General features: G+C 72.4%; 12 protein-coding genes and 1 pseudogene. 3 read left to right on the forward strand and 10 right to left on the reverse strand.

The window, feature by feature from the left end; genetic code table 11:
- Nucleotides 1-94: 94 nt before the first annotated feature.
- Complete coding sequence (locus ABZX96_RS29605; protein ID WP_355550300.1) at nucleotides 95-1,270, reverse strand: Ig-like domain-containing protein; 1,176 nt, start codon at nucleotides 1,268-1,270, stop codon at nucleotides 95-97.
- 597 nt (nucleotides 1,271-1,867) lie between these two features.
- On the opposite strand from ABZX96_RS29605, the gene ABZX96_RS29610 reads away from it, so the two are divergent.
- Complete coding sequence (locus ABZX96_RS29610; protein WP_355550301.1) at nucleotides 1,868-2,446, forward strand: hypothetical protein; 579 nt, start codon at nucleotides 1,868-1,870, stop codon at nucleotides 2,444-2,446.
- Nucleotides 2,447-2,532: 86 nt separating this feature from the next.
- On the opposite strand, the gene ABZX96_RS29615 is transcribed toward ABZX96_RS29610, so the two are convergent.
- The 3 genes from ABZX96_RS29615 to ABZX96_RS29625 form a co-directional block, all read right to left on the reverse strand.
- Nucleotides 2,533-3,348, reverse strand: a complete 816-nt coding sequence (locus ABZX96_RS29615; protein ID WP_355550373.1) for a class I SAM-dependent methyltransferase — start codon at nucleotides 3,346-3,348, stop codon at nucleotides 2,533-2,535.
- Nucleotides 3,349-3,627: 279 nt separating this feature from the next.
- On the reverse strand, nucleotides 3,628-5,292 hold the full coding sequence (locus ABZX96_RS29620; RefSeq protein WP_355550303.1) for an AMP-binding protein: 1,665 nt from the start codon (nucleotides 5,290-5,292) through the stop codon (nucleotides 3,628-3,630).
- A 434-nt stretch (nucleotides 5,293-5,726) separates the two neighbouring features.
- Nucleotides 5,727-6,404, reverse strand: coding sequence for a hypothetical protein (locus tag ABZX96_RS29625; RefSeq protein ID WP_355550305.1), 678 nt, complete (start codon nucleotides 6,402-6,404; stop codon nucleotides 5,727-5,729).
- Between the two features lie 731 nt (nucleotides 6,405-7,135).
- Here ABZX96_RS29625 and ABZX96_RS29630 point away from each other — a divergent pair.
- A complete protein-coding gene (locus ABZX96_RS29630) occupies nucleotides 7,136-7,597 on the forward strand; it encodes an SCP2 sterol-binding domain-containing protein (RefSeq protein ID WP_355550307.1) in 462 nt (153 codons plus the stop codon).
- A gap of 126 nt (nucleotides 7,598-7,723) precedes the next feature.
- On the opposite strand, the gene ABZX96_RS29635 is transcribed toward ABZX96_RS29630, so the two are convergent.
- The 6 genes from ABZX96_RS29635 to ABZX96_RS29660 all read right to left on the reverse strand — a co-directional run bounded on the left by ABZX96_RS29635 (nucleotide 7,724) and on the right by ABZX96_RS29660 (nucleotide 13,402).
- A complete protein-coding gene (locus tag ABZX96_RS29635; RefSeq protein WP_355550309.1) occupies nucleotides 7,724-8,125 on the reverse strand; it encodes a VOC family protein in 402 nt (133 codons plus the stop codon).
- A gap of 187 nt (nucleotides 8,126-8,312) precedes the next feature.
- Nucleotides 8,313-9,071, reverse strand: coding sequence for a hypothetical protein (locus ABZX96_RS29640; RefSeq protein ID WP_355550311.1), 759 nt, complete (start codon nucleotides 9,069-9,071; stop codon nucleotides 8,313-8,315).
- Nucleotides 9,068-10,870 carry an ATP-binding protein gene (locus tag ABZX96_RS29645; protein ID WP_355550313.1) on the reverse strand — a complete coding sequence of 601 codons (1,803 nt, stop codon included), beginning with the start codon at nucleotides 10,868-10,870 and terminating at the stop codon, nucleotides 9,068-9,070. Before ABZX96_RS29645 ends, ABZX96_RS29640 begins: the two co-directional genes overlap by 4 nt.
- A 173-nt stretch (nucleotides 10,871-11,043) precedes the next feature.
- Nucleotides 11,044-11,751 (reverse strand): response regulator transcription factor, encoded by a 708-nt coding sequence (locus tag ABZX96_RS29650; protein ID WP_355550315.1) that lies wholly within the window; start codon nucleotides 11,749-11,751, stop codon nucleotides 11,044-11,046.
- Between the two features lie 301 nt (nucleotides 11,752-12,052).
- Nucleotides 12,053-12,469, reverse strand: a complete 417-nt coding sequence (locus ABZX96_RS29655) for an SsgA family sporulation/cell division regulator (RefSeq protein ID WP_355550317.1) — start codon at nucleotides 12,467-12,469, stop codon at nucleotides 12,053-12,055.
- Nucleotides 12,470-12,991: 522 nt separating this feature from the next.
- Complete coding sequence (locus ABZX96_RS29660) at nucleotides 12,992-13,402, reverse strand: helix-turn-helix domain-containing protein (RefSeq protein ID WP_355550319.1); 411 nt, start codon at nucleotides 13,400-13,402, stop codon at nucleotides 12,992-12,994.
- Between the two features lie 167 nt (nucleotides 13,403-13,569).
- Between ABZX96_RS29660 and ABZX96_RS29665 the strand changes: the two are divergent.
- Nucleotides 13,570-13,860 (forward strand): annotated as a pseudogene (locus tag ABZX96_RS29665) (hypothetical protein); the annotation flags it as partial.
- Between the last annotated feature and the right edge of the window lie 52 nt (nucleotides 13,861-13,912).

The following is a 13,912-nucleotide window of genomic DNA, read 5'->3' on the forward strand; positions in this document are numbered from 1 at the left end:
GGCCCCCTTGTCCCCCCCGCGCGTCACTGCCTTTGGGGGGGGCCCCCCGCCATTCCCGGGCGCCCCCCGCCTCTTCCTCGTCAGACGTGATCGGTTACTTCAGCGCGCTGCGCTTCTGCCACTCGGCCCAGCTCTCCTGCCAGACCTCCAGGCCGTTGCCGACGTCGGTGTGCTCCCGGTTGGTGGTGTTGCGCACCTCGACGGTGGAGCCGATGGGCAGGAAGTCGTACGCCCGCTTGGCGTCCGACGTGGTCATGCCGAAGCAGCCGTGGCTGTTGTTCACCACGCCGATGGAGTTGTTCCAGGGGGCGGAGTGCAGGAAGGTGCCCGAGGCGGTGAGGTGGGTGACCCACTTGGCGTCGAGCATCCACTGGTTGCCGTAGCCGATGGTGGAGGAGTCCATCGTCTCCGCGGCGTTCTTGCTGCGGACGGTGTGGATGCCGCCGCGGGTGGGGCTCTGCGGGGAGCCGGCCGAGCCGCGGATGGTGCCGACGGGCTTGCCGTCCGCGTACAGGGTCATCAGGTGCGAGGGCACGTCGATGACGGCCTTGTGGTCCGGGCCGATGGTGAAGCCGAAGTTGTAGTCGCGGGCGAACCAGCCGCCCTTGCCGGAGTTGATGCCGGACAGGCCGCCCTTGACGGAGACCTTGGTGCCCGAGGGCCAGAAGGTCTTGGGGCGCCAGTCGATGCGGTCCTTGCCGGAGTAGTCCCGCACCCAGCCCCAGGCGCCCTCGACGCGCGGCTGAGTGGTGACCTTGAGCGCCTTCTCGACCTCGGCGCGGTGGTCCTTGTCCACGGGGTCGTCGAAGAGGATCGAGATCGGCATGCCGGTGCCCACGGTCTGACCGTTGCCGGGCTGGTTGGAGAGCTTGTTGACCTTGTCGGCCTGCTCGGTGGTGAAGACCGACTTGTTCGAGGACGTCTTGCCGCCGCTCGACTTCGCCTGGGTCTCCACGGTGTAGGTGGTCTGGGGCGCGACCTTGCCGTCCGACGTCCACGACGAGCCGTCGCCGGACAGCCGGCCGGACACCTTGCCGCCCTTGTCGTCCTTGACCTCGACCGAGGTGAGGGTGCCGTCGGTGGCCTTCACGGATATCGGCGAGCCGAGCGCGGCGGCCTTGGTACCGCCGGCCGGGGTGACGGTCACTTTGGCCGCGGGCTGGTCCGCTGAGGATCCACCGGAGCCCGCCCCGCAGGCGGACAGCAGGGAGGCACCGGTCAGGACGGCTATCAATTGGGCAGAGCGTCGGCCCCGACGTCCGGCGTGCACGTAAGTCTCCTTCAAAGCAGTACAAGCACACAAATAACGGTGGCGCCGGGCAGCCCCGAGGGGCACCCGTTGCCGCGGATCGACATCCGCCTCATATGCAGACGGGTGTTCTGTGGTGGGCGGTTGCCTGAAGAAACGGATATTTGTGTCACTAATTGGTTGCGATGGGCGGAGGAGGGCGGGGAGGGCAACCGGCGGGGCGGGGCGGCGGCGTCGTGAGGAGGTGACGGGGCCTCCGATCCAGGTCGGCACCGGGTTGACCGGAAGTCGTCCGCGGCTGGCCGAAAGAGGGGGCTGTGACGGGGAATCCGTACGGGATGATCAGCGCGAGCGGACGGCCCGGCTCCTCGTGCGGGGCGCCCGCGCGGTGGTGCGCGCCCGCGTGCGGCTGTGGTGCGCGCATGGGTATGCGGTGTGTGCGCCGTGTGAAGGGTGGAGAGTCGTGCGCGCTCCGCGGAGGCGGGCGAGTGCGGCGGGGTCCGTTCGGCGCACGGAGACATACAGACTTGTCGTCATGTGAATGTCGGTATGGCGAGCAATCGGCGAAATAGCGAGCAATCAGCGAACCGGGGATGGGAAATGCGACGTTTGGGACGTATGGGAACGGCGCTGATCGCGCTGTCGCTCGCGGCCGTGGGGGCGTCGGCCACCACGGCGTCGGCGGCCACGGCCACCGGCAGGCCGTCCGCGGCGACGAGCTGCGCGGTCGGCTGGGGCAGCGCCGACAAGGTCGGCGAGGTCGCCGACTACGCGCGACCGCTGGTCAACGTCCGGGCCGGGCGGCACGACTGCTACGACCGGCTGGTCCTCGACGTCCGGGGGACCGGTGACCGGCCGATCGGCTTCCGGGTCGGATATGTCGACGAGCTCCACCAGGACGGCTCCGGCGACCTCGTCCCCGTCGGCGGCGGCGCGATCCTGTCCGTGCGGATCGCCGCGCCCAGCTACGACCCGGACACCTTCAAGCCGGTCTACAACGGCAAGGTCGGGGAGCGGCTGCCCGGAGTGGATGTCACCGGTTACCGGACGTTCCGGGACACCCGCTTCGGCGGCAGCTTCGAGGGCGACAGCCTGATCGGCCTCGGCGTCCGCGCCCGCCTGCCCTTCCGGGTCACCCAGACCCCGACCCAGGTCATCGTGGACGTCGCGCACTCCTGGACGGCCGCCGCGCGGTAATCGTCGACGGCGCTGTGGTCACCGGCACGGTGCCGGGCCCGCCCCTCCTGACGGAGACGGCGGGCCGGTCGTGCCGGTGACCGTCCTCAGCTCACCGATCCCTCGGGCGCTCGCGCGCGCAGGGCGAACAGCAGCGGGATCTTCGGCTGGTCGGCGGGCAGCCGCCACCAGCCGTTCTCGGCGCGCTCCATCGCCTCGAACCGCTTCCACGGCAGCAGGTCGGTCTCCCGCAGCACGTCCACGGTCAGCCCGGCGCCGGTCAGCGCGCCGACGATCTCGCCGAGGCCGTGCCGCCACTCGTAGCTCGTGGTCGCGCCCTCCACGGGCGGGCCGTCGGTGTACGTGTACGGGTTGTCGCTGCGGATGGGGCCGCGTCCGGCGAGGTAGTCGTGACGGAGCGTCAGCTCGTCACCGTCCGGGCCGGACACCGGGCCGAGCGCGTTCAGCAGCGGATGGAACTCGACCAGATACAGCATCCCGCCGGGCCGCAGGAGGTCGCGCACCACGCGGGCCCAGGCGGTGAGGTCGGGCAGGTAGCACAGGGCTCCCTTGCCGGTGTAGACGACGTCGAACCGCCGTCCGCCCAGCGCCTCCACGGCCCGGTGGACGTCGGACCACACGAACTCGATGTCCCGCCCGGACTCGTCCGCCAGGCGGCGCGCCTCCTTCAGCGCGGCCTCGGAGAAGTCCAACCCGACGGTGCGCGCGCCGAGATCGGCGAACGCCACCGTCTCCGTGCCCAGGTGGCACTGGAGGTGGACGACGTCCCGGCCGTCGAGATCGCCGAGATCCTCCCACTCGAAGGAGGCGAACCAGTCGGAGGTGATCCGCTGACCGTAGAAGTCGCTGGCGATGTGGATCGGTGTGCGGGCGTCCCAGTTGGCCTGGTTGGCCTGGATCATGTCCTCGGTCGCGGTGGCCGGTGCCGCGTCCGCGCCGGTGGACTCGTGCGTGCTGTCGGGGTACTCATGTTCCTGTGCTGTCACGCGACCGTTCTACCGGGCCGGTTGATGAAACCGCCAGGTCCGGCGGGTACGAAGTCGGGTCGGACGGTACGAAGCCGGGGTGGGCGGCCGGAGGAACGAGAGTCGGGGGCTTCCCCGATGGCCACCCCGTCCTCTCCCGGCCGCCCCTTTTTCACGCGTAGGCGCGCTCGCTTTTACGCGTCAGCATGCTCGGCTTTACGCGTAGGCGCGCTCGGCCTCCTCGCGGAGCGCGCGCTTGTCCGGCTTGCCGGCGTCGGTCAGCGGCAGATGGTCGGTGAAGGTGATGCGGGCCGGCTCGTACATCGGGCCGCGTTCCGCGCGGACCAGCGCGGCGAGTTCGTCCGCGTCCACCGAGCCGCCGGGGACGGGCACCACGACGGCGTGCACCTGTTCCATGCGGTCGGCGTCGCGGGCGCCGAAGACGGCGCTCTGGAGGACCTGCGGGTGGGAGTTGAGCAGGTCCTCCAACTCGGTGGTGTACACGTGGCCGCCGACCACCACGATCATGTCCTTCAGCCGGTCGACGATGGTCAGGTAGCCCTCGTCGTCCAGGAAGCCCACGTCGCCGGTGTGCAGCCAGCCGTCCCGCAGGACCTCGGCGGTCAGCTCGGGCTGCTTCCAGTACCCGTCCATCAGGGTCGCCGAGCGGACGCAGATCTCGCCGTGCTCGCCGTGGGGGAGGTCGCGCCCGGACTCGTCGCGGATCGCCACCTCGACCCAGGGCAGCACCTTGCCGGCCGACCGCAGTCGCTCGGGGCGCTCCGGGTCGTGGTCCTCGGCGGCGAGGACGCTGATGCCGCCGGCCTCGTTCTGGCCGTAGAACTGGACGAAGACCGGGCCGAACCGCCGTATGGCGTCGGCCATCCGGGCCGGCGACGCCTGGCAGCCGCCGTAGATGACGGCCATCAGGCTGGAGGTGTCGGTGGACTCCGCGTCCGGGTGGTCGGTGAGCTGGTACAGCAGCGGGGGCAGCAGGAACAGGTGGGTGATCCGCTCGCGCGCGATCGCGGCGAGGACGTCGGCCGGGTCGAAGTCCTCGTGCAGCACGACGGTGCCGTGGGCGGCGAGGATGCCGTCGGCCATCATGCCCGCGGCGTGTGCGAGGGTGGTGCAGACGAGCAGCCGCGGCGCGGCGGTGTCCGGGGCCCCGGGCTCGGACGCCGTGTCGGAGTCGGGGGTGAGGAAGCTCACCGGGGAGTCCTGCGCGGCGTTCTCGGACGAGGACCCGTCGCCCGGGGCCGCGTCGGCGGGACCGTGCCCGTCGCCCCGTGCGTTCTGCGCCTCACGGAAGGCGTTGATCTGCGCGTAGGTGGTGCAGATGCCCTTGGGGTGGCCGGTCGTGCCCCCGGTGTGCCGGATGGAGCAGACGTCCTCGGGGCGCGCCTGTCCGGGGAACGGCTGGGTGGTCTGCTCGGTGGCCAGTTCCAGCAGGTCCGTACCGGATTTGGCCGGTCCGAGGGTCAGCACGGACGCCACGGGGGCCCGCGAGACGACATCCTCGGCGCGGTCCGCGTACCGGGGGTCGACGATCAGGGCGCGGGTCTCCACGTCGCGGACGATGTTCGCCTGCACGTCGGCCGAGAGCTTGTTGTAGAGGTGGTTGACCCGGCAGCCGATCAGGTTGGCCGCGTACCGCACGGCGATCGCCTCGGGCAGGTTGCCGCTGAGCAGGGTGACGGTGTGGCCGCGGTCCACGCCCTGGCTGCGCAGGGCCCAGGCCAGCCGGTGGACGAGCGCGGCCAGCTCGCCCGCGGTGATGCGGCGCCCTTCGTGGACGACGGCGACGCGCTCGGGCCGGGCGGCCAGGGCGTCGAGGTTGTCTTCCACGTACGAGCGGAAGCGCTGGGCGGTGTCCGGCATGTGAGGCTCCTCCCCGCCTCCGGAACGCTCGTCCTTGGGCGCGGCCGGAGGGAGATACGGCGGTGACGGTGGCGCCCGGGAACCGAGGGCGGGCACAGCGGCACCGTGCCTTCGCGCCCGGGCCGGAGGCAGGGCCTCCCACCCAGAATGGTTGCCCCGAACAACCATTTCCATGCTAGCTCCTGTTGATCAACAGCTCCAAGCCGGACGGTGCGCGTTTCACGCCATCGCGTGCGCCGGTGGCGATATTCGGCCAACTGGCGAAAAGGCTGCGTGACCTGCGGATCGGGCTGCGGTGGGAGGGGGTTGGCGTCCGCGCGGCACGAGCCCGTCGGCCGCGGGCGGAGGACGCGACCGCGCCCTCCGCCCCTCAATGGCCACCACCGCCGGGCCGCTTCCTCACGGCCACGTCACCGTGTGCCGGAACGGCCGCCTCACCGCACACCGGACTGGATGTCGGAGATCCGCAAGGTGGCCAGATCCGACTGGACCGTGAGCTGGGTGGTGCGCGCGTGTGCTCCGTCGCCCCAGGTGAGGCGGACCCGGTGCCACGCGTGCCCCATACCGCTGTCGTTGTAGGTGACGCGCCAGGTGGTGGGCACCTTCTTGTCGCGGAACACTCCGTCGGCGTGGTGCGCTTTCTCCCACTTCGCCAGCCGCGTCCGCAGATCGCCGGTGAGGTAGTGGGCGCGCAGCGCCTCGGCCAGCTTGCCGTTGCCGTCGCGCCGGGCGTCGACGTAGGCGCCGTAGAAGTCCGCGACGCGGTCGACGGACGACTCGGTGCTGCCGGTGCGGGACGGGACGCCGAGGCCGGGCGCGGGCGCGTCGGCTGCGAGCTCCCGCGGCGGCGGGGCGGCGACCGCCTGGCCGTCCGCCTGGCCGTCCGGCGGGGCGACGGCGTCGGACCGGCCGCCCTTGTCGGCGGCATTGGCGACGGGCCGGTCGCCCGCGTCGTGGGCGGCGCGGTCGGCCGCGGCCGGGGCGGTGGGCCTGCCGGAGTCCGCCGCCACCGGCGAGCCGGTGGCGGCGTCCACGGCGGCCGAGGTGCCGATCGTCACCGCTGACAGGGCGGCGACCAGGGTGATACGGCGGACGGTACGGACTCTGGGCATCACGTGCTCCCTCGCTGTCGAATGGCGGCGCGGCGTCCGGTACGGGCGCCCGCCTCGTTACCGAGTGCCCCGTACGCGGAGGCTTGCCCGTCCTTCTTCCTCAGTGAACTCCGAGTGATACGCGGTCACCAGCCGTCACCGGAGGCGGTAAGGAGCGCGCCGGCCGTGCGACGGGGCGCGGGCGACGGCGTACCGCTCCGCGTCGCCACTCCGCGCCACCCGTCTCCGTGACGGCGTCGGTCCGCGTGCCGCTCCCGGCCGCCGGGATGGCGGACCGGTTCCCTGCCCGGTACCACTTCCGCCCGGTGCCGCGCGGTTCCCGGTACGCGAACCCTTGCCCGCCGTGTGACCCGTTGGCCTGGGACGGGACGGCTCGGGTGCACGGCGGGGCTTGCGCGGCCCCGGTTCTCGTCCGGCGGTTGGAACTCGCACGAGCCGTGGGCGCGGTGGGGCTTGTGCGGCCTCTCGCGCGGTGGAGCGGGCTTTACGCGCCGAGGGTGGCGGCTCGGGGCCGTTCTCCGCGGGCCCCGGCCTGACCGACCCCCGCTCGGTGCCACTTGAACCCCACCGTAAGATTACTTGACGGTAAGAAACGGGCGAATCGTCCGGCTCGCCGGTGTCCCGCGTCCGTCGGGGCCCTCCGGCGTCCGGCGGGCTCGCGGCCCGCGCCCGTCCCTGGTCCGACAAGCGGCGACCGGTCGTCCGCGACCGGTACCGGTGAGGAGAAACCCGTGTCCGAAGACGTCGGCGCCCGGCTGGCCGCGCTCGACTTCGCGAGCGTGACGCCCGAGGAGTTCGTGCGGATCGTGAAAGGACTGACGAACAAGGAGATCGCCGCACTGGCACGGGGAGAGCTGCGGGCCCGGGTGCTGGCGGAGGTGTTCGGGCGGATGGGACGGCAGTTCCGCCCCGAGCAGGCCGGGGAGCTGAGCGCGGTGATCCGCTGGCGGGTCACCGGCGAGAGCGACGCCGTCTACGAGACGACCATCGCCGACGGCGTCTGCACGGTGCGCGAGGGCGCCGGGGACGCGGAGCCGCGGCTGACGCTGACCATGAACGACGCCGAGTTCCTGAAGCTGGTGTCGGGCAACGGGAACCCCGTCACGATGTTCCTCACCCGCAAGGTCAAGGCCACCGGCGACCTGGGGCTGGCCGCGGGCCTGCACCGGTACTTCGACATCCCCAAGCCCTGAACCCGGCGCGAGGTGCGCCGGGGGAGGCCGGCTGCCTGGCCCTGGCGCTCTCGCGGCCGACGGCCGGTGGCTGTTGGCCGTCGCCCGTTGGCTGTCGGTCGGCAGGGCCGGGCGCTCCCGTCCGGCTCAGTGGGCCTTCGGGCCCCTCCCCGAGGAGCAGCGCAGGGCGAAGGGGTGCCCGGCCGGATCGGAGTAGAGGCGGACCTCGTGGGGTCCGGTGTCGTCCTTCGTGTCCAGGGGGCGACCGCCGAGACCGATGATCCGGCGCTCGGCCTCGTCCATGTCCTCCTGGGCGACGATGATGTCCAGGTGGATCTGCTGTGAGTCGTCGGGGCGGGGCCAACTCGGGGGAGTGGCGTTGATGTCGCGCCGGAAGGCCAGGTGGATTCCCGTGGCGCCGACGACTTCGATGCGATGGGCGTCCGTCTCACCGCGCAGCTCACCGTCGAGCAGTTCCTTGTAGAACTCCGACAGCTTCTCCGGCTCGGAGCAATCCAGCACGATCACGGCTGCTTTGACCAGTCCCATGAACCCTCCCGGGAGGCACTCGGAAGCGCGGCCGTCCCCGTGGGACGACTGCGGGTCGGCTACCCGTCCGCTCCGTTGTCAGTCCTTCGGTGTCGGTGGTCGGACGGCGTGGCGGTCCGGTCGGCAGCCGCGCCGGGCGTTCGCCGCCGCCGACCGGACCGCGGTGGGCCGGGGCCTTCTCAACCGGTCATTTGCCGCTGCCGGCGCCGGTGCCGGTGTTCGGAGCGCCCGGGCCCCGGCCGTCCGATCCGGCGTCCGTGCCAGGGTCCGATCCGGTGTCCGTGCCGGTGTTCATGCCGGTGTTCATGCCGGTGTCCGTGCCGGGTTCCTCGTCCGTCGCCTCGCCGCGTTCCGCGTCCTGCGGCGAGCCGTTCGCCGCCGCCGAGGGCCAGGCGCTGGGCCCGGGCTGGATGACCGGGAAGGCGTTGTTGCCGGCGCACGTCATCGGGCCCACGACGGAGCCCCCGCCCGACAGGGTGACGAGCACCTCGGCGGCCGGCTGGTGACCGGGGACCCGGGCGTTGGCGGCCGTGCAGACCAACTGGCTCACCGCGGGGGTGCTGAGCTGCCGGGCCGCCACGGGGACCGCGATCTGGATCCGGCCGTCGCTCACCGTGAGGGCCACCCGGCCCGGGAACTCCGGCAGCGCGTTGGACAGTCCGCGCTGCCGCTCGGCCTCGTTCGGCCCCTCGATCAGCAACCGGATCGCCTCCTGGGGGGAGAACGGGGCCTTCGCCGGGCGGCTGGCGGGCCGCAGGCCGTCCGGGCCGAGGAAGAACAACTGGACGTCGGCGACGGGTTCGTCCTTGCCCGGGGCCCGCACGCCGTGGGCCGGTTCCCCGGCGTCGATCACACCGCTCGGGGTGATCCCGCAGCCGGTGAGGGCGCCGAGCAGCAGCCCGCCCCACGCGAGCCGGCGGGTGCGCGCGGTGTGCGAGGTGCTCATGCGGTGTCCACTTTCTCTCGTTCTCCCAAAGAACGGGGGCCTTCGGGGCCGGGGCCCGCCGGGTCCTTCGCCGGGTCCTTCGCCGGGTCCGTCCGGCCGGTCCGCGACGGGGGGCGTGAGGGCTGCGCGGGCTCCGCCGGGTCGGCTTGGGCCGTGGGGCGGGTCGGCTGTGCTTCGTCGGCCCGCGCTCGGAGGGGCTTCGCGTCGGTGGCGTCCGCCGGTGCCGGGGACACGGGGGCCGTCGCCTCCGCCGGATCGGCGATCCCCGCGGGGATCAGGGGTTTGGCCAGGGTCTCCGTATCCACGTCGTCGGGGACCCCCGCGATCGCCGGGGACTCCGCGCCCTCCGCGTCCTCGGCCTCCTCCGTCCCCGTGGGCCACAGCGGCAGGTCGACGGTGAACACCGCGCCGCCTTCCGGGCGGTTCGCGGCCCGGAGCGTCCCGCCGTGCAGCCGGACGTTCTCCATCGCGATCGCCAGCCCCAGTCCGCTGCCCTCGGAACGGGCGCGGGCGGAGTCCGCCTTGTAGAAGCGGTCGAAGACGTGTGGGAGGACCTTCGGGTCGATGCCCGGCCCGTTGTCCATGATCTCGATCAGCAGGCGGTCGGCGTCCGGCTCCGGAGCGCGTAGCGCGACCCGGACCGGCTCGCCGCCGTGGTGCAGCGCGTTGCCGACGAGGTTGGCCACCACCACGTCCAGCCGGCGCGGGTCCAGCCGGGTCCGCACGCCCCGGGGCAGGTCCGTCTCCACCCGGTCCTGCCAGGCCCGGGCCTGGAGGGTCTTGCGGATGGTCTCGGCGACGTCCACCTCGTCCTCGTGGAGCGCCGCGGCCCCCGCGTCGAAGCGCGAGACCTCCATCAGGTCCTCGACCATGCGGGCCAGCTTGCCCGTCTCCTGGCTGATCAGGCGGACGGCGGAGGCGGTGTCGGGGTCGAGGGAGTCGGCGTCCTCGTCCAGGACGTCGGTGACCGCGGTCATCGCGGCGAGCGGCGTGCGCAACTCGTGGGAGACGTCGGCCGCGAACCGCCGGGAGTTGGCCTCCATGCGGCGCAGCTCCGCCACGCTCTTCTCCAGCCTCGCGGCCATGTCGTTGAACGATCGGGACAGATCGGCGAGTTCGTCGTGGCCCTTGACCCCCAGCCGGGTGTCGAGCTTGCCCTCGGCGATCCGCCCGGCCGCCTGCCGCAGGCGGCGCACCGGGCGCAGCACCCCGCGCGCCGCGAACAGCGCCGGCACCACGGCCAGCGCCAGCACCGGGACCGCGCCCCGGCGCGCGGCGCTCACCAGCGCCTCCGTGTTGGCCTCCTCGCCGCGCAGGGGAAGCCGGGCGTAGACGGACAGGGCGGAGGCCCGGCCGCCCTGGGACTCCATGACCGGCATCCCGATCAGCAGCCAGGGCTCGCCGTCCCGCACCACCCGCTGGAAGGCCGGCACGTGGCGCTTGTCCACCGACTCCTTGAGGTCGTCGGGCACGACGAAGGCGCGCCGCTGGCCGTTCGCGCGGTCCTCGGGAACGCCCGTGTACTGGACGTACACGTCCCAGTCCCGGGCCTTGCCGGAGCGGTCGAGCTGACGGGTGAACTCGTCCAGGTCGGCGCGCGCGGGCGGGACCGCGAGGTCCGGCGCGAGCGAGTTGATCTGGCCGCGCAGGTCCTGGATGGCGGTGTCCTGGGAGCGCTGGAGGATGGCGTTGCGGGCCTCGCGGTAGGTGAGGGCCGAGGTGGTCAGCGCGCTGACGGCGGCGACCAGGACGAACGCCACGACGAGCCGGGCGCGCAGACCGCTCACCAGCGCGCGCATCCGGGCGAGGCGATTGTCCGCCCGCTTGTCCGGGCGGGGCCGGGCCTTGCCCGGGGGCTGGGGGCGGTCCGGGCCCGGTGGGTGGGGGAGCGAGGGGTCCGGGTGCGGCGCGTCCCGAAGGGCGGCCCCGTCCGGGCGGTCGGGAAGGGGCCGCCCCGATGGTCGTACGCGCTTCACAGCGGACCGAAGCGGTAGCCGAAACCGCGCACCGTCTGCACGTACCGGGGGGCGCGGGGGGTGTCCTCGATCTTCGTGCGCAGCCGCATCACGCACGCGTCCACCAGCCGCGCGTCGCCGTGGTAGCTGTGCTCCCACACGTGCTCCAGGAGCTGCTGGCGGCTGAAGACCTGCCCGGGAGCGGCGGACAGGAACAGCAGGAGCTTCATCTCCGAGGGCGCCAGCGCCAGGTCCTTGCCGTTCTTGGTGACGACCAGGCCCGCCCTGTCTATCGTCAGCAGGCCGTACTTCTCGACGGGGGCGGGGCCCGGTTCGGTGCGGACCGTCCGTCCGTCGGCGGGCAGCGCCGTGCGGCGCAGCACGGCGCGGATGCGCGCCTCCAGGACCTCGCCCCGGGCGGGTTTGACGATGTAGTCGTCGGCCCCGGCCTCCAGCCCCAGCACCACGTCCAGGTCGTCACCGCGTGCGGTGAGCATGATGATGGGCAACTGGCGCTCGGCGCGGATGAGGCGGCAGACCTCGAACCCGTCCTTGCCGGGGAGCATGAGGTCCAGCAGCACGATGTCCGGGCGGAAGGCGGGCAGAGTCTCCAGGCCCTCCTCGCCGCTGGCCGCGGCGGCCACCTCGTGGCCGCGCCGCCGGAGTGCGAGAGTGACGCCGTCGCGCACGGCAGCGTCATCTTCGATCAGAAGTACACGGGGCATGTGATCAGTATCGGAAAGTTTCTTGCCAGATTTGTAACAGAAGTGTCCGAAGATGCCCTCTGGTGCTTCACAGGTGTTTCCGAGACTCAGCAGGTGACCGCTTCCGACTGCTGCTGACCGTTTTCCGGTCCCACGAGGTGACTGGTTCCCTGCCCCACCAGGCGGCGAAGTTCCGCTCCTTGCAGGTGCGGCGACCGGGGCCCCGGTCATGCCTCGCGCCCGGCCTTGCCTCGCGCCCGCCTCTGCCTTGTGCCCGACCCCGCCCCGTCCCGATCGCGGCCCCGCCCCGTCCCTGGATGTCTCACCCGCCGCCGAGCAGTTCCCCCAGCTCCCGGTCGACGTCCAGGTGCCGTCGCTCGTGGCCGGCGGGCACCGCGCCGTAGGCCCGGTCGAGGAACCTCCGCACGTCCGCGGTCGGCAGCTGCACCATGGCGACGCCGTCCGGGACATACAGCTCCAGCACCGTCCGGTCCGTCCCCGCCGGGCGCACCCGCACGTCGCCTCGGCCCGATGGCGAACGCAGCCCCTCGGCCAGCAACTCGCGGCCGAACGCCCACTCCACCGCCCCGCCGTCCAGCGAGATCTCCGGCGGGAAGGAGATCCGCACCGCGAGCGGATCGGAAGGGTGGTAGTGCAGCACCGCGGGGACCGCGTGCGGGTCCGGAGCGGTGGCGATCAGACGAACCTGGACGGCCTGGTCGATGACATCACGCGTCACGGCTGCTCCCTCACGATGGGACGAACGGTCACGGTCTGCGGGATGGGGTGCCCGCACTTCCGGTGTACGTGACAAGGATGTGACTCACGTCATGCTGTGTCGGCTTGCGATGTTCCGGAATACCACTGATGTCCGGTGCCTCCGGGCTGCTGCTGTGAGGATGCCAGCAGATCCGCGAAAGCCGGAGCGATCCCGCGCAACCTCCGTGACCGGCCGGGGAGACCGGTGAACGGGCGGCTGCGTGGCGGTGGTCCGGAGTGGGCGTCCTGATGAAGATGCGGCGATGTGCTGGTGCCGGGACGGTGGAGGGGCGGGTGGCTGTGCGCTCGTGCCGGCCCGGTGGAGGTGGGGCGGTGTGCTGGTGCCGGGCCCGCCTCGAACGGTCCGTCCCCCGCCCGCCACACGACGGCGTCGGCCACCCGGCACACCGCGTCACTGCCCCCCGCCCTGCGCGGCATCACCGACCCCCTGCCCTGCGCCGCGTCACCGACCCCTGGCCTACGCGGCATCACCGCCCCCGCCCTACACCGCCGTCCCCGGAGCCGTAGCCGCGCTCTTCCTCTCGTCATACGCCACGCGCGCCGACTGGATCGCGGCGCGATGCTGCTCGGCCCAGCCCACCAGCCCGCTCAGATGGGTGTGCAACTCGCGTGCCATGCCGGTGAGTTCGTACTCGACTTTGGGTGGGACGGTCGCGTGGACGGTCCGCGTCAGTAACCCGTCCCGTTCCAGCTTGCGCAGGTTGAGCGTGAGCATCCGGCGGCTGATGCCCTCGATCCGGCGCTCCAACTCCGTGAAGCGGACGGGTCCGTGGGCCGCGGCGACCAGGATGCCGATGCTCCACTTCCCCGACACGTGGTCCAGCACCTCGGCGACCGGGCACGCCTCCTCGCTGATGACCCGGGCGGGCACATCGGTGTGACGGTGGGACATAAAAGTGCCTCCTTACGCGGACGCCCATGGTCACAAAGGATGGGTGCCGTTACAAGGCGTGCACCTTTGGAGGTCAGCCCATGTCCGCCGACCCCACGGCACCACCCGCGACCTAGGTCACCGCGACCCCGGCCGCACCCGTCTCGCGGTGGACCGCGCTCGCCGTCCTGTGCGGCGGCACGCTGATGGTGACCCTCGGCGGCGGCACGCTGATGGTGATCCTCGACGGCGGCATGCTGATGGTGATCCCCGACGGCGGCATCGTCACGGTGGCGCCGCCCGCGATCCGCGCGGACCTCGGGTTCTCGTCCGCCGGGCCGGCCTGGATCGTCAACGCCTGCACCCTCGCGTTCGCTGGACCGCTGCTGCTCGCCGTGCAGATCGGCGATCTCGTCGGCCGCAAACGGGTGTTCGCCGCCGGGCTCGGGATCTTCACCGTGGCCTCGGCGCTGTGCGGAGAGCATGGCCAGGCGCCTGCTCCGTACGGCCCCAGGGAAGCCCAGCCGCGTC

The sequence above is a fragment of the Streptomyces sp. NPDC003077 genome (assembly GCF_040611095.1).
Classification (GTDB): domain Bacteria; phylum Actinomycetota; class Actinomycetes; order Streptomycetales; family Streptomycetaceae; genus Streptomyces.